Source organism: Streptomyces sp. A012304, assembly GCF_026008495.1.
Taxonomy (GTDB): Bacteria; Actinomycetota; Actinomycetes; order Streptomycetales; family Streptomycetaceae; genus Streptomyces.
On the sequence record NZ_BQUN01000005.1, the window covers coordinates 71569 to 89023 of the forward strand.

Sequence of the window (17455 nt, forward strand, 5' to 3'; positions counted from 1 at the left end):
CCGCACGGAAAGCGAGGCCGCACCGGCAGCGAGCGACGGGGGAGAAGCGCGTGCACGACGAATTCCTGTGCCATGTCACCGCATACGGGGTCTGCGACGGACGGCGCATCGGCGTACCGCTGGGCACCTACCGGGCCCCGACGCTGGCCCTCGCCCTGTGGTGGCTGCGGGACCGGGCCTCCTGGATCGCCGAGCGGCTCGACCCACGGCCCGACGGCCCGCACTTCCCGCCGAACGCCCTGGTCCCGGTCGCCGACACCGTGCCGGACGTGCCCGGGGTGCTGCGGTCCTGGTGCGCCGACATGGACCAGCAGGAACTGGTCGCGGACGAACTGGCCGCGGGACGTCTGGTGCGGATCGCCGCCAGCGACGAAACCACCGAGTACGAACTGCTCGCCGAGTCCGTCGACGCCCTGCGCATGCAGCGGACCATCCCGGCACTCGTCCTGCCCGTCGGCTGACCGGACCCGCGGCCCCGCACGCGGGCGTACAGGGGTGCGAATCTATAGAATTCCGTCATGGCGGAGCGGCCGGTCGCCTCGACTGCGCCCGAACTCGTGCTGGAGACCGAGACGGGTTCCACGGTGATGATCCCGCGCCACGCCTACCACGTCGGCCGGGACCCGCTCGGCGACATCGTCCTCGACGACCCCCGCGTCTCCTGGCACCACGCGGTGCTGCGGCCCGACGGGGACCACTGGACGCTGGCGGACAGGCACAGCACCAACGGCACCTACGCCGACGGCCACCGCGTCCACGAGTGGGGCGTCGGCCCCGGCACCGTCATCCGCTTCGGCAGCCCCGACGACGGGCCCCGCGCCGTCCTCACCGCCCGCCCGCCGCCCGCCCGGCGACAGCCGTCCACGGTGGCGAGCCCGGCTCTGACCGCGACGTTCCGGCGACCGACCACCGTCCACCCGCTGCCCACCCGCACCGTCCGCATCGGCCGCGCCCCCGACAACGACCTCGTCCTCGACGATCTGGTCGTCTCCCGCCGGCACGCCGAGCTGCGCGCCCTGCCCGGCGGCTACGAGATCGCCGACCTCGCCAGCCACAACGGCACCTACCTCAACGGCCTGCCCGTGACCGTCGCCCCCCTCCGCCCCGGTGACGTCGTCGGCATCGGCCACTCGGCGTTCTGCCTGGTCGGCGACCAGCTCCAGGAGTACGTCGACACCGGCGAGGTCTCCCTCGACGTGCAGGGCCTCACGGTCGCCGTCGACCACGGCCGCAAAGTGCTCCTCGACCACGTGTCCTTCCCGGTGGGGGAGAAGTGCCTGCTCGCGGTCGTCGGGCCCAGCGGCTCCGGCAAGTCCACCCTGCTGAACGCCCTCACCGGCCAGCGCCCCGCCGACCACGGCACCGTCGTCTACGACGGCCGCGACCTCTACCGCGACTACGCCGAACTGCGCCAGCGCATCGGACTGGTCCCGCAGGACGACATCCTGCACACCCAGCTCACCGTGCGCGGAGCCCTCGGCTACGCCGCCGAACTGCGCTTCCCGCAGGACACCGCGAAGGCGGAACGCCGCGAGCGCGTCGAGGAGGTCGTCCGCGAGCTGGGCCTGCACCAGCGCGCCGACCAGCCCGTGCACCGCCTCTCCGGCGGCCAGCGCAAACGCGTCAGCGTCGCCATGGAGCTGCTGACCAAACCCTCGCTGCTCTTCCTCGACGAGCCGACCTCCGGCCTGGACCCCGGCATGGACCGCTCGGTGATGCACATGCTGCGCGGTCTCGCCGACGACGGCCGCACCGTGGTGGTCGTCACCCACAGCGTCCTCAGCCTGGACGTCTGCGACCGCCTCCTCGTCCTCGCGCCCGGCGGCCGGGTCGCCTACTACGGGCCGCCCGGCGACGCCCTCGCCTTCTTCGGGTTCCGGCAGTGGCCGGAGGCCTTCGAGGCGTTCGAACACGACCGGCACCGGGACTGGGCGGCGGAGTACGCCGGCTCGCCGTTCCACCGCCGGTACGTCGTCGAGGCCGGGACCCAGCCGCCGCTGCCCCGCGCGGGCCCGGTGATCATGCTGCCGCCGGCCCGGCCCCGTAGCCGCGCTGCCCAGCTCGGCACCCTGGTCCGCCGCTACACCGCGGCGCTGAGCGCCGACCGCGCCTTCCTCGCCGTCATGATCGCCCTGCCGTTCGTGATGGGCGCCATGGCCCGCGCCCTCGCCGGCCGCGAGCTGACCCGGGACACCGCGATGAACGCGCTGCTGATCCTGTGCGTCGGCGGCGTCCTCACCGGGGCGGCCAACGCCGTGCGGGAACTCGTCAAGGAACGGGTGATCTACCGGCGGGAGCGGGCCGTCGGCCTGTCCAGATCGGCGTACCTGCTGTCGAAGGTCGTCGTCCTCGGCACGGTGACCGTCGTCCAGGCGGTCGTGCTGACCCTCGTCGCCCTGCTCGGCGTCGACCTGAACGCGCCCGACGGCCGGGGCGTGCTGCTGCCGCCGCTGGCCGAGATCACCGTCGCCGTCGCCCTGCTGGCCTTCACGGCGATGATGCTCGGCCTCGTCGTCTCCGCGCTGGTGCGCAAGGAGGAGGTGACGATGCCGCTGCTGGTGCTGCTCGCCATCGTCCAGGTGGTGTTCTGCGGCGCGCTGCTGCCGCTGGACGGCGTGCCCGGCCTGGAGCAGCTCGCCTGGCTCGTGCCCGCCCGCTGGGCGCTCGGCGCGATGGCCGCCACCCTCGACCTGTCCCGTCTGGTGCCCGGCGACATCACCGGCGATCCCCTCTTCGCCCACACGACCGCCGTCTGGCTGCTCGACGTGTCGATGCTCCTCGTCCTCTCGGCCGCCTTCGGACACGCCGTCACCCGCCTGCTGCGCCGCCAGGAACCCACCGTGATCCGCGGGTAGCGCACCGTCGGCGCGGGACCGCTCAGGGCACCCGCCCGTGCCCCGCCCCGCCGTGCGCCATCAGACCGCCCAGGAAGCCGGTGGCCAGGCCCCACAGTGCCGCAAACCCCAGGGACGTCCACAGCACGGGGCGCAGGAACAGCTCTCCGGACAGGCCGAGGCCGCCCAGGTCGCCGACGCCCAGCACGGACAGGCCGTATCGCGCGGAGATCCGGCCGACCAGGCAGATCATCAGCACGGTGAGGACCAGCGCCACCGCCATGCGCACCGCGTGCCGCCAGGCGGGTGTCCCGGCCGGTGAGCGGACGGCCATCACGAACGCCGCCGCCAGCAGCATCCCCGCGTCCGCCACCAGCAGCCACCACACCCGGCCGTCGTGCTCGGCGAGCGTGCCCAGGCTCAGCGTGGCGGTGTCCGGACCGCGCAGCACCTCGTCCAGGACGTGCGGCATCGGCAGCCCGAACGGGCCCTCGACCCGGCCCTCCCACCGCGCGCCCAGCCCGATCGTGAACGCGAGCCACACCAGGTTGGGCAAGCCCAGCAGCACCACCGCGAGGGTCTCGGCGGCACGGCCCCGCGTCACCGCCACCCCGAGGCCGATCAGCACGCCCAGGGCGACGCAGACGAGGAGCAGCACGACCATCGCGTACGCGGCCGGCCGCACCGACTCCTGGAAGCGCAGCAGACGCGGCGGAAGCGGCGCCCCGCGCGCGACCAGCAGCGCCAGCGCCAGCACCCCGGCCAGCCACACCAGGCCCACCAGCAGCGTCGGCGGCACGTCCGTGGTGAAACCGACCTGCGGACGCACCCCGAACAGATCACCCAGGTCGTCCAGCGTGTCGTCGCCGAGGGAGAGCGTGAAGGTCTGGCGCGCGGCCAGGGACAGACCCAGCAGGGCCGCCAGCCACACCACGGCGATCCGGGCCGCCCAGCCCGCCAGCTCCGGCCCGCCGGCGACAGCCCGGTGGCGCAGCGGCCGCAGGAACCCGGCGGCGGTCACCAGGGCGCCGACGAGCGTCACGGACAGCGGGATCACGGTCATCCCCGCCCGTGTCCCGGCGAGCCCGCCGGCGTCGCCCGACAGTTCGACGCGGCCCCCGACGGCCGTGACGACCGTCGCCGCGACCACCCGGGGGAACGCGCCGTCGGGCAGGTCCGCGGCGCCCGCCCCCCACAACCCGAGCGCCGCGGTCACGCCCATGGCGATCAGCGCGGCCAGTGCCGTGGCGACCGCCCGCACCCAGCCGTGACGGGCCGCCGCAGGGCCGGAGGGGGTGTGCGGAATCACCCTGCCCACGCTAAGCAGCGTCCGGTCGGCCCGCCCGCCGGGACGTCCGTCCGCGCCCGCTCGCGGCAGGCGCGGCCGGGCCCGCGAAGGCGGGGGACTGCCCGGCCCGGCACGGGGTACGAGCACTGGTGCAGCAGCGTCCGGCCAGTCCGGCCTCCGAGAGAGAAACGCATGACCGAGCACCTGGACGGGGCAGTGATACCGACCGGTTTCGACGTACCCGTGGAACCGCTCAGGCGAGCGGCGCACTACACCGGTGAACCCGGCTCCATCGCCGAGGCGCGCGCCTTCGCCGCGCACTTCGTCGAGCAGCTCAGGACTGAGTGGTGCGCCACCGTCGACGACCGGGTGAGCGGAGCGGTGATGCTGGTCGTCAGCGAACTCGTCACCAACGCCGACCGGCACAGCAACGGCCCGTACATCCTGGAACTGGAGGGCACCGACGCCTCGGTGACCGTCTCCGTCTACGACAGCAGCGACGCGCTGCCCCTGCGGTTCCCGAAGGACCCGCAGCGCATCGGCCGGCACGGTCTGGAGATCGTGCACGCGCTCGCGACGGAGGTCACCGCGGAGCGCGTCCCGGTCGGCAAGCGGGTCCGCGCGGTGCTCGGCTTCGAAGACGGGCCAGCGCACAGGTGAGCCGTGGAGCGGAGCGCCCCACGGCGTCCTGTCTCAGGCGCAGCCGAGTTCCCCCAGCATTCCCTTGCGCAGCCGGGTGATGATGCGCTTGATGAGCCGCGACACGTGCATCTGGGAGCAGCCGAGCCGCTCGCCGATCTCCGCCTGCGTCGCCTCCTCCACGAACCGCAGATGAAGGATCTGCCGGTCGCGTTCACTGAGCTCGGCCATGAGCGGGGCGAGTGACTGGAAGTCCTCCACGAGCCGCAGCCCGTCCTCCTCCACGCCGATGAAGTCCGCCAGCACCGCCTCGCCGCTCTCCGGCCCGTCGCCGGTGAGCGCGGCGTCCAGCGAGGAGGAGTTGTAGCCGTTGGAGGCGATCTGCGCCTCGACGACCTCGTTCTCGGAGAGGTTCATCAGGGTGGCCAGCTCCGCGACCGTCGGCTCCCGGTCCAGCCGGCTGGCGAGCTCGTCGCGCGCCTTGGCCAGCTCGACCCGCAGCTCCTGAAGCCGCCGCGGCACGTGCACCGCCCACGTCGTGTCCCGGAAGAACCGCTTGATCTCGCCGACGATGTACGGCAGCGCGAAGGAGGTGAACTCCACCTCCCGCGAGATCTCGAACCGGTCGATGGCCTTGATCAGGCCGATCATGCCGGTCTGGACGATGTCCTCCATGTCGTCGCCGCGGCCCCGGAACCGGCCGGCCGCGAACCGCACGAGCGACATGTTCATCTCGATCAGCGTATTGCGCGCGTACTGGTACTCGTGCGTGCCCTCCTCGAGCTCCGCCAGCCGCTGGAAGAACTGACGGGACAGCTCCCGCGCGTCGCGCGGGGCCACGCTCCTCGGGTCCTCGACTCCCGGCAGCGGTCCGCCACCCGTGCTGGTCCCGGCGGTGTCCTCGACGACCTGTGCCTCCGACCCGATCACGGCGGTGTGCATTACCTCTCCCACGAAAGTCACGGTTCGACGTCCTGCGGTCTCGTTCCGTGAGCGGACCGGACGCGCGCGTGCCCGCTCACCCGGCCGACTACCCCGACTTCGCCGGCCCATGCCTCCCTCGGTGCGCCGGCCTGGACGCCGCGGCGGTCGTACGCGTGATCGAGGAGTACGCCCGGCGCAACGGCCACGCCGACTTCCCGCGCGAACGTGTCGACGGACGGATCGGTCGGTAGGGCTCACCCGCGGCAGCCGTCCGCCCGCCGGGCTCCTGACCCGGGCCGGATTCCCCTGAGGGCGGAATGCCGCGCCCTTCCCGTGCCGGCCCGCGCTCCTAGGCTGGGAGGGTGAGCAACCAAGCGCCGAACCACGCCCGCGTGATCCCGCTGCGCCCCTCGGCCGAGCGCCCGGGACCCGTCCGCCCCGCCGACCGGCCGCCCGCCCCGAGGGAGCCGCTCTGGCGTGACCTGGTGGGCGACGTCCTGCGCCGCGAACGCCAGGCGCAGGAGCGCACGTTGAAGGACGTCGCCGACGCCGCCCGTATCTCCATGCCCTACCTGTCGGAGGTGGAGCGCGGCCGCAAGGAGGCCTCCTCGGAGGTCCTCGCGGCCGCCGCCCACGCCCTCGGCCTGACCCTCGGCGACCTGCTCGGCCGGGCCCAGGGCGAACTGGTCCGGCTCACCGGCCGACACCCCGTCAGCAGCCGTGCCTCGACAACCGGTTCGTCGTACGACGGGCTCTGCCTGGCCGCCTGACACGGGGCGCGGGCCGGCGTCTCACACCCGCGTGGGACGCCGGCTGAGCACCTCGTCGGCGAGGCCGTAGGCCACCGCCTCCCGGGCCGTGAACACCTTGTCGCGGTCCATGTCCGCGCGCAGCGTCGCCGGCTCGTGGTGGGTGTGCCGGGCCAGGACCTCCTCGACCTGGGCGCGGATGCGCACCATCTCCTTGGCCTGCAACGCCAGATCGGAGACCGTGCCCTGCCGGCCGCCGCTGGCCGGCTGCCCGAGCAGCACGCGCGCGTGCTCCAGCACGAACCGCCGCCCGGGATCGCCGCCCGCCAGCAGCACGGCCGCCGTCGAGGCGGCCTGCCCCACGCAGAACGTCGAGATCGGCGCCTGCACGAACGTCATCGTGTCGTAGATCGCCATCAGCGAAGTGAACGAGCCGCCGGGCGAGTTGATGTACAGCGCGATCTCGCTCTCCGGAGCCGCCGACTCCAGATGGAGCAGCTGCGCGATGACCACATTGGCGACGCCGTCGTCGATCTCGGTGCCGAGGAAGATGATCCGCTCGGCCAGCAGCCGGCTGTACACGTCGTAGGACCGCTCGCCCTGCGGGGTGCGCTCGACGACGTTCGGAATCGTGTAGGTCCCCATGTCACAACCCCATCCGTCGCTTCGAGGCGGCCGGCCGGACGTCGGCCAGCGACCGGACGACCTGGTCGACCATGCCGTACTCCTTGGCCTCCTCGGCGGTGAACCAGCGGTCGCGGTCGCCGTCGCGGGAGATGGTCTCCACGCTCTGTCCGGTGTGCTCGGCGGTGATCCGCTCGATGGTCCGCTTGGTGAACTCCAGGTTCTCCGCCTGGATCTCGATGTCCGCGGTGGTGCCGCCGATCCCGGCCGACGGCTGGTGCATCATGATCCGCGCGTTCGGCAGCGCGTACCGCTTGCCCGGCGCGCCGACGCTCAGCAGGAACTGGCCCATGCTGGCCGCGAATCCCATGACGAGCGTCGAGACGTCGTTGGGGATGAGCCGCATGGTGTCGTAGATGGCGAGGCCCGCGTGGACCGACCCGCCCGGGCTGTTGACGTACAGGCTGATGTCGGTGCGCGGGTCCTCCGCCGACAGGATCAGCAGCTGCGCGCAGACCCGGTTGGCGGACACCTCGTCGACCTGGGTGCCGAGCAACACGATGCGCTGGCCGAGGAGTTGGGCGGCGAGCTGGTCGTCGAAGCGGGAGGCGGGGGTGTCGCCCTCCTCGGCCCGGGGCAGCCGGGCCGGCGCGGGACCGGCGGTCAGTGGGGTCATGGACACTCCTTTTCGGACGTGGCGCGTGCGATCGCGCTCGTCCCCACCATCGGCCCGCAGCCGGCCCCGCGGCGGTTTTCCCTGCCCTCGGCAGATTCGCCGAGAGCAGAGCGGTCAGGCCCCCTGCTCGCGCAGTTGCCGGAAGAACGCCCGCACGTCACCCACCAGCAGGTCCGGCTCCTCCATCGCGGGGAAGTGCCCGCCGCGGTCGAACGACGTCCACCGCACCAGGTTCTCCGTGCGCTCGGCCTTGCGCCGCAGCGGGATCTGAGGCTCCGCCGGGAACAGCGCGAGGGCCGTCGGCGCGCTCGACGGCTCCTGCGGCGCGGCGACCCGGCCGGTGGTGGTGTGCTGCCGCTCGTAGTAGATCCGCGCGGACGAACCGGCCGTCCCCGTCAGCCAGTACAGCATCACGTTGGTCAGCAGCAGGTCCCGGTCGACGGCCTCCTCCGGCAGCTCCTCGCAGTCCGTCCACTCGCGGAACTTCTCCACGATCCAGGCTAGTTGACCGACCGGCGAGTCGCTCAGCCCGTACGCCAGGGTCTGCGGCCGGGTGGCCTGCTGGTAGTAGTAGCCGATGCCCTCCGTCGAGTACGTGGCCCACCGGCGCCAGGAGGCCAGCGTCCGCTCCCGCTCCTCGGGGCTCAGCGCGTCCAGTTCCTCCGTGGTGGGCTCCCGGGTGGCCTGCGCGCCCGGCAGCAGGTTGAGGTGGACGCCGATCACCCGGTCCGGGTGGGCGCGCCCCAGCTCCCGGGAGATCGCCGCGCCCCAGTCGCCGCCCTGCGCCCCGAACCGCTCGTACCCGAGCCGCGACATCAGCTCGGCCCACGCGTCCGCGACCCGGCCCGCCTCCCAGCCGCCGCCCGTGACCGGCCCGGACAGCCCGAACCCCGGAACGCTCGGCACGACGACGTGGAAGGCGTCGGCCGGATCCCCGCCGTGCGCCGCCGGATCCGCCAACGGGCCCACCACGTCCAGGAACTCGACGATCGACCCCGGCCAGCCGTGGGTGATCACCAGCGCGGTGGCGTCCGGCTCGGGGGAGCGGATGTGCGCGAAGTGGACGTTCGCCCCGTCGATCGTGGTCTTGAACTGCGGCCACGCGTTCAGCCGGGCCTCCGCCGCCCGCCAGTCGTAGTCGTGCCGCCAGTGGCGCACCAGCTCCCGCAGGTAGTCCGTGGGCACCCCGTATGCCCAGCCGGTGGGCGAGGATCCCGCGGGCCAGCGGGTCCGGTCGAGACGGTCGTGGAGGTCGTCGAGATCGCTCTGGGGCACGTCGAGGCGGAAGGGCCGGATGCCGTGGCCGGCGGTGGATGACGTCATGGACCGGATGCTAGTTCGGCGCGCCCGCGCGGCCATTCGGAGCAATCCGCGGTGCGAGCGATGAGTTTCGGGGCCCCGGCCGGTCGACACTGATGACCGCGCTCCACCCTCCAGGAGGAACCCATGACCACCGACGGATTCACCACCTACCTCTGGTTCGACGGCCAGGCCGAGGAAGCCGCCCAGTTCTACGTGTCGGTCTTCAAGAACTCCAGCGTCGGCGGCGTTCTGCGGTACACCGAGGCCGGGCCGGGCCCCGCCGGGACCGTCGTCACCGTGGACTTCACGGCCAACGGCCAGAGGTTCGTCGCGCTCAACGGCGGTCCGGCGTTCACCTTCAACGAGGCGATCTCCTTCCAGATCGACTGCGCCGACCAGGAGGAGATCGACTACTACTGGACCAGGCTCACCGAGGGCGGCGGCGCCCCCGGCTCGTGCGGCTGGCTCAAGGACAGGTTCGGCGTGTCCTGGCAGGTCGTGCCCACCGCACTGATCGAGATGATCGCCGACCCCGACCAGGAGAAGGCCGCCCGCGCCACCAAGGCCATGCTCTCCATGGGCAAGCTCGACCTCGCCGCCCTGCGCAAGGCCTACGACGGCGCGTAGGCGCCTGCGGCGCGGCTCACCCCGTCTCGGCCAGGATCTCCTTGATCACATGCCGGGAGTTCTCCGCCAGCGGCGGATTGGTCTCCCAGTAGAACGGCAACTGGATCAGGGAGATCGACAGCGCCCAGCCCCGGCCGCGCGCCCACTCGGCGTCGCCCGCGCCCACCGCATCCCGGAAGGTGGCGCGGGCCGACGCGGGCAGCAGGTTCCACGCCACGATCAGGTCGACGGCCGGGTCGCCCACCCCCACACCACCGAAGTCGATCACCGCCGTGAGCCGGCCGCCCTCCACGAGCACGTTTCCGGGCGAGAGATCGCCGTGCGCCCAGACGGGCGGCCCCGTGCGGGCCGGAACCCGCAGCGCCTCCTCCCACAGGGCGGTGACCGCGCCGGTGTCGATCCGCCCCTCCAGCCGGCCGATCGCCGAACGCGTGTCCGCATCCCGTTCCGTCAGCGGTACACCCCGGCCGTTCGGCGGCCCGTCGCGCGCGTCGAGGCCGCGCAGCCCGGCGACGAACGCCCCCAGGTCCGCCGCCAGCGCCCGCGGGTCCTCCATGGCGCCGGCCACCGGGTTGCGGCCGTCCAGCCACCGGTAGACCGACCACGGCCAGGGGAACCCCTCGCCCGGCTCGCCGTGCTCCAGCGGCACCGGTACCGGGACGGCCAGACGCGGCCCCAGCAGGGCCAGCCACCGCTGCTCGTGCGCCACGCTCTCCACGGCACCGGGATGCCGGGGCATCCGCACGACCTTGTCGTCCCCGAGCCGGAACATCGCGTTCTCGGTCCCGGAGGACGCCAGTCGCTGCACCGGCAGCGACGCCCAGCGGGGGAACCGCGCCGCCACCAGCCGTCGCACCAGCGCCGCGTCGATGTCGATCTCGTCCGCACGCATCCTCATGGCACACATGGGGGTCATTCGATGGGACCAACACGCCGCGCGTCCAACGAAATTCACGTCGCGCGACACGGCGGACCCGGGCGCCCGCGGGCCGGACCCGGCCCGTTCGACGCGCGGGGCGGCGAGTGGATGACTAGCGTGAGGAACCGGACGATTCCTCTCACCGGAAGGGCCGCCGTCATGGCCGTGCAACCTGAGGGAGCCCCCTGCTGGGCCGACGCGATGTTCGGCGACGTCGAAGGGGCCAAGAGCTTCTACGGCGACGTCCTCGGCTGGACCTTCGGCGAGGCGTCGTCGGAGTACGGCAACTACACCGAGGCCTACGCGGGTGGCACCGCGGTCGCCGCCGTCGTCCCGCCGATGCCCGGGCAGGAGGGCCCGTCCCAGTGGTGTCTGTACTTCGCCTCCGAGGACGCCACCGCCACGGCCACGAAGATCCGCGAGAACGGCGGTGAGGTGCTGATGGGGCCGATGGAGGTCGGTGAGTTCGGCACCATGTGCCTGGCCCGGGAACCCAGCGGCGCCGTGTTCGGTGTGTGGCAGGCGGGCACCCACGAGGGTTTCCAGACGATGGGCACCCCCGGCGCCTACGCCTGGGCCGAGGTCTTCACCCGCGAGCCCGAGAAGGCCGACGCGTTCTTCGTCGGCGTCTTCGGCTACCGGCAGAAGCAGATGGAGGACGAGGCGATGGACTTCCGCCTCTACGACCTGGGCGAGCGACCCCTGCTGGGCCGGATGACCATGACGGACGACTTCCCGCCCGAGGTCCCCTCCTACATCAACGTGTACTTCACCGTCCCCGACTGCGACGACGCCGTCGCCAAGGCCACCAAGCTCGGCGGGACGCTACGGTTCGGACCGATGGGCACCCCGTTCGGCCGGTTCGCCGCCCTCACCGATCCGCAGGGCGCGAACTTCTCGGTGATCGACGTCACCACCACCGAGGGCGAGCTGCCGCGGACCACGGACGTCCCCTAGCGCGATCCTCGGGGTCGGGTGCCCATGGCATGATCGTGCGCATGCGTGAACGTGTGGTGGCCGCCTGCGACGGGGCCTCGAAGGGCAATCCGGGACCGGCGGGCTGGGCCTGGGTGATCTCCGACGACCGTACGGCCCCGGCCCGCTGGGAGGCGGGGCCGCTCGGCAGGGCCACCAACAACGTCGCCGAACTCACCGCGCTGGAACGCCTGTTGGCCGCCACCGACCCGGACGTGCCGCTCGAGGTCCGCATGGACTCGCAGTACGCCATGAAGGCCGTCACCACCTGGCTGCCCGGCTGGAAGCGCAACGGCTGGAAGACCTCCGCGGGCAAGCCGGTCGCCAACCAGGAGCTGGTCGTCCGTATCGACGAGCTGCTCGACGGCCGTGACGTCGACTTCCGCTACGTACCCGCCCACCAGGTCGACGGCGACCCGCTCAACGACTTCGCCGACCGGGCCGCGAGCCAGGCGGCGAGCGTCCAGCAGCCCGCGGGCAGCGACCTCGGCTCGCCCGAGCCGCCGCCCTCGCCCGGCACCCCGCCGGCCGGGAACACGCGCCGCCGGACCGCCGGGGCCAAGGCACCCCGACGGTCCGGCGGTGGTCCGGCCCGCACGATCAAGGCCAAGTTCCCCGGCCGCTGCGTGTGCGGGCGTTCGTACGCGGCCGGGGAGGCGATCACCAAGAACGATCAGGGCTGGGGTCACCCGGAGTGCCGCACGGCGGCCGCCGGCTGACCGCGGCGGCGTCGGTCAGGTGACCACGCCGCGCCAGCCGCCGGTCTCGTGACCGCGCTCCTCGATGAACTCCTTGAAGCGCTTGAGGTCACCCTTCGTCTGCCGCTTCACGAACCCCAGCTTGTCGGCGACGGTCTCCGCGAGGCCCTCCGGCTCGAAGTCGAGCTGGAGCATCACCTTGGTGTGGTCGTCGTCGAGGCGGTGGAAGGTCACCACGCCGGCCTGCCGGGCCTCGCCGGAAACCGTCGTCCAGGCGACCCGCTCGTCCGGGATCTGCTCGGTGATCTCCGCGTCGAACTCGCGGTGCACGCCGTTCACGTCCGTGACCCAGTGGGTGAGTGTGTCGGTGCGCTGCTCGACCCGCTCGACCCCGCTCATGAACTCCGGGAACGTCTCGAACTGCGTCCACTGGTTGTAGGCCGTGTGCACGGGGACACCGACCTCGATGGATTCCTCGACCTGCGTCACGGTCGTCTCCTCCTTCGCTCTCTTCGGTATGTGCCGCCCGGGTACCCGTGACCTGCGGGGCGAACCGTAAGGGCGGTCAGTCGGTGTCGAAGGTGTAGTGGGCGGTGTGGTCGAGCAGGTCGGCGGGCGAGGTGTCGTTCCAGGGCTTCATGGTCTCGTTCAGGTCGACCACGTCCGGCGTCCCCGAGGCCGGCAGGTAGGCGGCTCCTGGATGCCGGCGCTGCCACCGGGCCCACAGCTTGTCGACATAGGCGTGGTGCAGCCAGAACACCGGATCGTTGGGGGAGACGCCGGTGGCCATCTGACCGCCGACCCAGACATGCACCCGGTTGTGCAGGTTCACGCCCCGCCAGCCCTCCAGGTGGTTGCGGAAGCCGTCCGAGGCGCTGTTCCAGGGCGCCATGTCGTACGTGGCCATCGCCAGCACCGACTCGACCTCGGCCGGTGTCGGCAGTTGCCGGACGCTCGCTCCCAGCGCGCGCCGCAGATACGTCCGCCCGTCGACCCGCACACTGATCGGCCAGTTCCCGGCGGACGCGGCGAACGGGCCGTCCGTCACCCGGCCGTCCCGGCTGCGCCCGGTGCCGCCGAGGAAGTCCGGCGCCCACAGCGAGGACCGCGCCGTCCGGTCCACCGTCCAGTCCCAGTACGGCAGCGCCACGGAGGCGTCCACCGACTGCAGCGCCCGCTCGAACTCCAGCAGGAATCTGCGGTGCCACGGCAGGAAGGAGGGCGAACGGTGACCGGTGCGCTCGCCGTTGTCGGTGTCCCCGAGGATGAAGGCGTTGTGCGTGGTGACGAAGGTGTCGTAGCGGCCGCTGCGCTTGAGTTCGAGGAGGGCGGCGACGAAACGCCGCTTCTCGTCGGCGGTCAGGGATGCCTGGTTCTTGCGGACGGTCATGTGCGGTGGCTCCAAGTGTGCTGTGCGGGCGGTCAGTTGGCGGGGAAAGGCAGCAGCTTCGCGCCCTGGAGTTCGTCTACGGCGGCCCGTGCGGCGGCGCGCGGCGAGGAGACCGGGTCGTAGTGGCTGACGACGCTGATCCAGGTGCCGTCGGCGTTGCGCATCAGGTGCAGTTCGACCCCGTCGACGAACACGGCGTAGCCGGCGCCGTGATGACCGCCCCCGTGGTGACCGCCTCCGGCCGTCGGCCGGCCCTGTATCCGGCGGCCCTTGTAGACCTCGTCGAAGGAGGCGGGGGAGCCGTGGTCGTGGCCGCCGGCCGCGCCGGCGGCGGTGGTGGCGGGGGCGGAGACGGTCTGGACACCGACCGTGGCGGTCAGGGCGGCCGCGGCGGTGAGCGCGCGGCGACGGCTGAGTTCCGGCATGCGGGACCTCCTGGGATTCGTTCGAACGGACGACCCCGCATGCCTATCGGCCCCCGGGAGAGCCGGAGAAATCCGCTCCGACGGGTTGGCTGCGATCCGGACAATCAATCACATGTCATGTAATATTGAACGAAGATGATCTTGCCGTCGACGGGGGCCGACATATGCCGGAGGCGGCAATTCCTTTCCGTGGGAGCGGTCCTTTCGGTGGTCTTTGCCTCACCCCCGCGCGGCCGGTGGCGCGCCTCACGTGCGAAAAGTGACGGAATCCGGGAGGCGGCGCACCCGGAGCGGCCCCCAACGACTGCTACCCTGCGTCGTCAAATGACCACGGCTGGTAACTCCTGGGGGTGTGCGTGAAGGTCGCCTGCGTCGGCGGCGGGCCCGCCGGCCTGTATCTCTCGATCCTGCTCAAGCGGCAGGATCCCTCCCACGACATCACCGTCCACGAGCGCAACCCGGAGGGCTCGACCTACGGTTGGGGCGTCACCTACTGGCGGGCCCTGCTGGACGAACTCCACGCCCGTGACCCCGAGTCGGCGCGCGCCGTCGACGAGAGCTCCGTCCGCTGGAACCAGGGCGTCGCCCACATCCGGGACACCCACACCTGCCGGCCCGGCGACCAGGGACACGGCATCGGCCGGCACCGCCTGCTGGAGATCCTCGCCGACCGCGCCCGATCCCTCGGCGTGCACCTGGAGTTCGAGCACGAGATCACGGCCGAGGACCTGCCCGACGCCGACCTCGTCGTGGCGGCCGACGGCGTCCACAGCGCCCTGCGCACCCGGCACGCCGCGCACTTCGGCAGCGAGCTGACCGAGGGCCGCAACCCCTACGTGTGGCTCGGCACCACCCGGGTCTTCGACTCGTTCACGTTCGCCTTCGTCGAGACCGAGCACGGCTGGATCTGGTGCTACGGCTATCCCTTCAGCTCCGAGCGGAGCACCTGTGTCGTCGAGTGCGCCCCCGAGACCTGGACCGGCCTCGGCCTGGACCGGGCGAACGACGCCGATGGACTGGCCCACCTGGAGAAGCTCTTCGCGCACATCCTCGACGGCCACCCCCTGATCGGCCGTTCCCCAGCCGACGGCAGCAGCCCGTGGCTGACCTTCCGCACCCTCACCAACCGCACCTGGCACCGCGACAACCTCGTCCTCCTCGGCGACGCCGCCCACACCACCCACTACTCCATCGGCGCCGGCACCACCCTCGCCCTGGAGGACGCCTTCGCGCTGGCCGACGCCCTGGGCGAGGACACCGACCTCCCGCGGGCCCTGGCGTCCTACGAGCGGCGGCGCCGGTCCGCGCTGCTCTCCCCGCAGAGCGCCGCCCGCCACAGCGCCCAGTGGTACGAGAACCTCACCCGCTACATCGACCTCCCCCCGGAGCAGATGTTCGCCCTGCTCGGCCAGCGCCACTCGCCCCTGCTGCCGTACGTCCCGCCCCAGCTGTACTACCGGCTCGACCAGGCCGCCGGACGGCTGGAGGCCCTGCGCCGCCTCAAGCGCTGGCTGGGCCCGAGGATCGCCCGCACCACGCACGCCCGGGCGCTGACCGCACGCAAGTGATCACGGGCCGGGGAAGAGCCGCTCGTGCAGCGGCGCCCGGAACACCCCGTGCGGGTCCAGCCGGTCCAGCGTCCCGGCGGCCTCGGGCCAGGCCCCGCCGTACGACGCCGGCACCACCGCCCCCAGCACCTCCTCGTCGCTCCAGGCGGCCTCGTCCGTGTACCCCCAGCCCTTCGACCACTCGACCCGGGTGAGGGCGTACGTGCCGTCGTACGCCGCGAGCAGGAACCGCTCCAGCTCGCGGAAGAACGCCGCGGTGTGCGGCGTGCCCGGCAGGGTCAGGACGTCCAGCCAGACCGCGGTGTCCCACTCCGGGTGGTCCGGGTCGGGGCGCAGCGCGGAGAGCGACGGCACGCGGGCGCCCGCGAACCGGGCGTCCGCCGGGTCGTCCAGGCCCGTCACCCGGATCTCCACCGAGCCGTTGACGGGGAAGCGGCCCCGGGCGGCGTACGCGTCGAGCCGCTCCCGGTAGAAGGCGGCGAACTCGGCCACCACGTGCTGCACCCGGTCCCTGCCGGTGAGCACCGCGTACCCGTTGGCGTGCACCCGCAGCGTGGTCGGCCGCAGGTACAGCAGCGTGTTCTTCGAGGGACCCCACAGGTCCGCCGACAGCGTCGCCACCAGCCCCAGCGCGGCCGCGTCGAACTGAGCCTCCCCCAGCACCGGCGCCAGGTACCAGGCCGCGTCCGCCACGATCCGCCCGGCCAGCTCCGCCACCGGCGTCGGGACGTTGTCCGAGAAGGGGTAGTTGTACGGCGCCGTCACCCGTCGCGAGGTCAGCGGCTTCGTCGGCGCCACCGACCACACCTTGAACCACGGGACCTCGGTGAACGCGAACCAGATCGCCTCGACGCGTCCGTCCGACTCCAGGAAGCTCGCCAGGGTCCGCCCACCGGATCCGGGCGCCGCGAACAACTCGCTCGCCGGGATGTCCGTACGGCTCACGCACCGCAGATGGCTGTTCGCGCCCACCCGCAGCACCACCTCGGTGACCAGCGAGCGCCCGAGATGGGTGAGCAGGGCCGCGCAGTCGGCCTCGTCACGGGTGAACGTCCGCAGCGCGTAGCCGCCGCGGGCGGCGTCCCACACCACGGCCGTGAGGGAGAGGACGAGGTTGCTGAGGGAGCCGTAGGTGTGCCCCGGCAGCCGTTCCTCGCCCCGCGCGGGGACGGCGGTCCCGTGCGCGTCGACGGCCAGCGCGCCGCCCAGCGTGAGGACGCCGGGCGCCGGACTGGCGGTGACGCCGAGACCGTGCTCCTCCAGGAAGGTGAGCAGGGCCTCCAGGGTGACACCGGTCCCGGCACGCACCGTGTCGGCCGACTCCAGGGCCAGCCCGGTCAGGTGCGGGGTGGTGTCGAGCAGCAGGACCCGCGCGTCCGGGGGCGTGCCCTCGGACACCGTCAGCGGCGCCCAGCCGTGCGCGGCCCCCCGGGGCCGTACCGTCCAGCCGTTGTGCCACGCCCAGTTGACGACGGCGACCACCTGGTCCGGGCCGTCGGGCGCGCACGCCCACAGCCCGGTGACGGTGATCTCGCCGTCCCAGTTGCGGTACGCCGTGCGGGAGAGGGCCACACCGGCCGGGAAGCCCGGCAGCTCCGCCGCGGCGGCGGCCAGGTCCGCGGCGATCAGACAGGGGACGGCGGTCAGGGCGGCCGCCGTGCGCAGAAAGCCGCGGCGGGACCAGGAGGAGTCGTCCGACGGAAAGTTGCTCACTGAACGATCGGTCACGGCCCCACGCTAGGCGCCCGTCGGCGGCGCGGCCCCGGCCGTCGAACGGCATCACCCGTGCGAGTGAACGCCACACCGGCGGAAGAGCG

Annotated in this window: 19 protein-coding genes; 9 read left to right on the top strand and 10 right to left on the bottom strand. The window is 72.6% G+C overall.

Annotation, left to right across the window (positions count from 1 at the left end; all coding sequences use genetic code 11):
• Window positions 1-50 precede the first annotated feature (50 nt).
• Window positions 51-461, top strand: a complete 411-nt coding sequence (locus tag ALMP_RS02365) for a hypothetical protein (RefSeq protein WP_264924291.1) — start codon at window positions 51-53, stop codon at window positions 459-461.
• Window positions 462-518: 57 nt separating this feature from the next.
• A complete protein-coding gene (locus tag ALMP_RS02370) occupies window positions 519-2855 on the top strand; it encodes an FHA domain-containing protein (protein WP_264924292.1) in 2337 nt (778 codons plus the stop codon).
• Window positions 2856-2877: 22 nt separating this feature from the next.
• Here the strand turns inward: ALMP_RS02370 and ALMP_RS02375 are convergent, their stop codons facing one another.
• Window positions 2878-4143, bottom strand: coding sequence for a streptophobe family protein (locus ALMP_RS02375; protein WP_264924321.1), 1266 nt, complete (start codon window positions 4141-4143; stop codon window positions 2878-2880).
• Window positions 4144-4314: 171 nt separating this feature from the next.
• On the opposite strand from ALMP_RS02375, the gene ALMP_RS02380 reads away from it, so the two are divergent.
• Window positions 4315-4782: an ATP-binding protein gene (locus ALMP_RS02380; protein ID WP_264924294.1), complete on the top strand. Its 468-nt coding sequence runs from the start codon at window positions 4315-4317 to the stop codon at window positions 4780-4782.
• Between the two features lie 33 nt (window positions 4783-4815).
• Here ALMP_RS02380 and ALMP_RS02385 read toward each other — a convergent pair whose 3' ends face one another.
• The gene (locus tag ALMP_RS02385; RefSeq protein WP_264924322.1) at window positions 4816-5703 is read right to left on the bottom strand and encodes an RNA polymerase sigma factor SigF; all 888 of its coding nucleotides are present in this window, start codon (window positions 5701-5703) and stop codon (window positions 4816-4818) included.
• Between the two features lie 47 nt (window positions 5704-5750).
• Between ALMP_RS02385 and ALMP_RS02390 the strand changes: the two genes are divergently transcribed.
• Both ALMP_RS02390 and ALMP_RS02395 read left to right on the top strand, forming a co-directional pair.
• On the top strand, window positions 5751-5936 hold the full coding sequence (locus tag ALMP_RS02390; RefSeq protein ID WP_264924295.1) for a DinB family protein: 186 nt from the start codon (window positions 5751-5753) through the stop codon (window positions 5934-5936).
• Window positions 5937-6047: 111 nt separating this feature from the next.
• On the top strand, window positions 6048-6455 hold the full coding sequence (locus ALMP_RS02395; protein ID WP_309299416.1) for a helix-turn-helix domain-containing protein: 408 nt from the start codon (window positions 6048-6050) through the stop codon (window positions 6453-6455).
• A gap of 21 nt (window positions 6456-6476) precedes the next feature.
• Here ALMP_RS02395 and ALMP_RS02400 read toward each other — a convergent pair whose 3' ends face one another.
• The 3 genes from ALMP_RS02400 to ALMP_RS02410 form a co-directional block, all read right to left on the bottom strand.
• Window positions 6477-7079 (bottom strand): ClpP family protease, encoded by a 603-nt coding sequence (locus ALMP_RS02400; protein ID WP_264924297.1) that lies wholly within the window; start codon window positions 7077-7079, stop codon window positions 6477-6479.
• A gap of 1 nt (window position 7080) precedes the next feature.
• Complete coding sequence (locus tag ALMP_RS02405; RefSeq protein ID WP_264924299.1) at window positions 7081-7734, bottom strand: ATP-dependent Clp protease proteolytic subunit; 654 nt, start codon at window positions 7732-7734, stop codon at window positions 7081-7083.
• Window positions 7735-7848: 114 nt separating this feature from the next.
• Window positions 7849-9057, bottom strand: a complete 1209-nt coding sequence (locus tag ALMP_RS02410) for an epoxide hydrolase family protein (protein WP_264924300.1) — start codon at window positions 9055-9057, stop codon at window positions 7849-7851.
• A gap of 123 nt (window positions 9058-9180) precedes the next feature.
• Between ALMP_RS02410 and ALMP_RS02415 the strand changes: the two genes are divergently transcribed.
• Window positions 9181-9663: a VOC family protein gene (locus tag ALMP_RS02415; protein ID WP_264924301.1), complete on the top strand. Its 483-nt coding sequence runs from the start codon at window positions 9181-9183 to the stop codon at window positions 9661-9663.
• Window positions 9664-9679: 16 nt separating this feature from the next.
• Here the strand turns inward: ALMP_RS02415 and ALMP_RS02420 are convergent, their stop codons facing one another.
• Window positions 9680-10570 (bottom strand): aminoglycoside phosphotransferase family protein, encoded by an 891-nt coding sequence (locus ALMP_RS02420; RefSeq protein ID WP_264924302.1) that lies wholly within the window; start codon window positions 10568-10570, stop codon window positions 9680-9682.
• Window positions 10571-10741: 171 nt separating this feature from the next.
• Here ALMP_RS02420 and ALMP_RS02425 point away from each other — a divergent pair, with 171 nt between their 5' ends.
• Together ALMP_RS02425 and ALMP_RS02430 are read left to right on the top strand one after the other, a co-directional pair.
• Entirely contained in the window at window positions 10742-11539 is a 798-nt protein-coding gene (locus ALMP_RS02425) for a VOC family protein (protein ID WP_264924303.1), read from the top strand.
• Between the two features lie 29 nt (window positions 11540-11568).
• Entirely contained in the window at window positions 11569-12276 is a 708-nt protein-coding gene (locus ALMP_RS02430; RefSeq protein ID WP_264924304.1) for a ribonuclease H, read from the top strand.
• A gap of 15 nt (window positions 12277-12291) precedes the next feature.
• On the opposite strand, the gene ALMP_RS02435 is transcribed toward ALMP_RS02430, so the two are convergent.
• The 3 genes from ALMP_RS02435 to ALMP_RS02445 form a co-directional block, all read right to left on the bottom strand.
• A complete protein-coding gene (locus ALMP_RS02435; protein WP_264924305.1) occupies window positions 12292-12744 on the bottom strand; it encodes an SRPBCC family protein in 453 nt (150 codons plus the stop codon).
• A gap of 76 nt (window positions 12745-12820) precedes the next feature.
• Window positions 12821-13645, bottom strand: coding sequence for a tyrosinase family protein (locus ALMP_RS02440; RefSeq protein WP_264924306.1), 825 nt, complete (start codon window positions 13643-13645; stop codon window positions 12821-12823).
• 32 nt (window positions 13646-13677) lie between these two features.
• Window positions 13678-14070, bottom strand: a complete 393-nt coding sequence (locus ALMP_RS02445; RefSeq protein WP_264924307.1) for a tyrosinase cofactor — start codon at window positions 14068-14070, stop codon at window positions 13678-13680.
• A gap of 356 nt (window positions 14071-14426) precedes the next feature.
• Between ALMP_RS02445 and ALMP_RS02450 the strand changes: the two genes are divergently transcribed.
• A complete protein-coding gene (locus ALMP_RS02450; RefSeq protein ID WP_264924308.1) occupies window positions 14427-15638 on the top strand; it encodes an FAD-dependent monooxygenase in 1212 nt (403 codons plus the stop codon).
• Here ALMP_RS02450 and ALMP_RS02455 read toward each other — a convergent pair whose 3' ends face one another.
• Window positions 15639-17366 (bottom strand): cholesterol oxidase substrate-binding domain-containing protein, encoded by a 1728-nt coding sequence (locus ALMP_RS02455; protein WP_264924310.1) that lies wholly within the window; start codon window positions 17364-17366, stop codon window positions 15639-15641.
• Window positions 17367-17455 lie beyond the last annotated feature (89 nt).

Bases quoted from the DNA above. Each gene is read 5' to 3' on its own strand.
- ALMP_RS02370 (WP_264924292.1), top strand. From the start codon at position 519: ATGGCGGAGCGGCCGGTCGCCTCGACTGCGCCCGAACTCGTGCTGGAG.
- ALMP_RS02380 (WP_264924294.1), top strand. From the start codon at position 4,315: ATGACCGAGCACCTGGACGGGGCAGTGATACCGACCGGTTTCGACGTA.
- ALMP_RS02385 (WP_264924322.1), bottom strand. From the start codon at position 5,703: ATGCACACCGCCGTGATCGGGTCGGAGGCACAGGTCGTCGAGGACACC.
- ALMP_RS02400 (WP_264924297.1), bottom strand. From the start codon at position 7,079: ATGGGGACCTACACGATTCCGAACGTCGTCGAGCGCACCCCGCAGGGC.
- ALMP_RS02405 (WP_264924299.1), bottom strand. From the start codon at position 7,734: ATGACCCCACTGACCGCCGGTCCCGCGCCGGCCCGGCTGCCCCGGGCC.
- ALMP_RS02410 (WP_264924300.1), bottom strand. From the start codon at position 9,057: ATGACGTCATCCACCGCCGGCCACGGCATCCGGCCCTTCCGCCTCGAC.
- ALMP_RS02415 (WP_264924301.1), top strand. From the start codon at position 9,181: ATGACCACCGACGGATTCACCACCTACCTCTGGTTCGACGGCCAGGCC.
- ALMP_RS02420 (WP_264924302.1), bottom strand. From the start codon at position 10,570: ATGTGTGCCATGAGGATGCGTGCGGACGAGATCGACATCGACGCGGCG.
- ALMP_RS02425 (WP_264924303.1), top strand. From the start codon at position 10,742: ATGGCCGTGCAACCTGAGGGAGCCCCCTGCTGGGCCGACGCGATGTTC.
- ALMP_RS02430 (WP_264924304.1), top strand. From the start codon at position 11,569: ATGATCGTGCGCATGCGTGAACGTGTGGTGGCCGCCTGCGACGGGGCC.
- ALMP_RS02440 (WP_264924306.1), bottom strand. From the start codon at position 13,645: ATGACCGTCCGCAAGAACCAGGCATCCCTGACCGCCGACGAGAAGCGG.
- ALMP_RS02445 (WP_264924307.1), bottom strand. From the start codon at position 14,070: ATGCCGGAACTCAGCCGTCGCCGCGCGCTCACCGCCGCGGCCGCCCTG.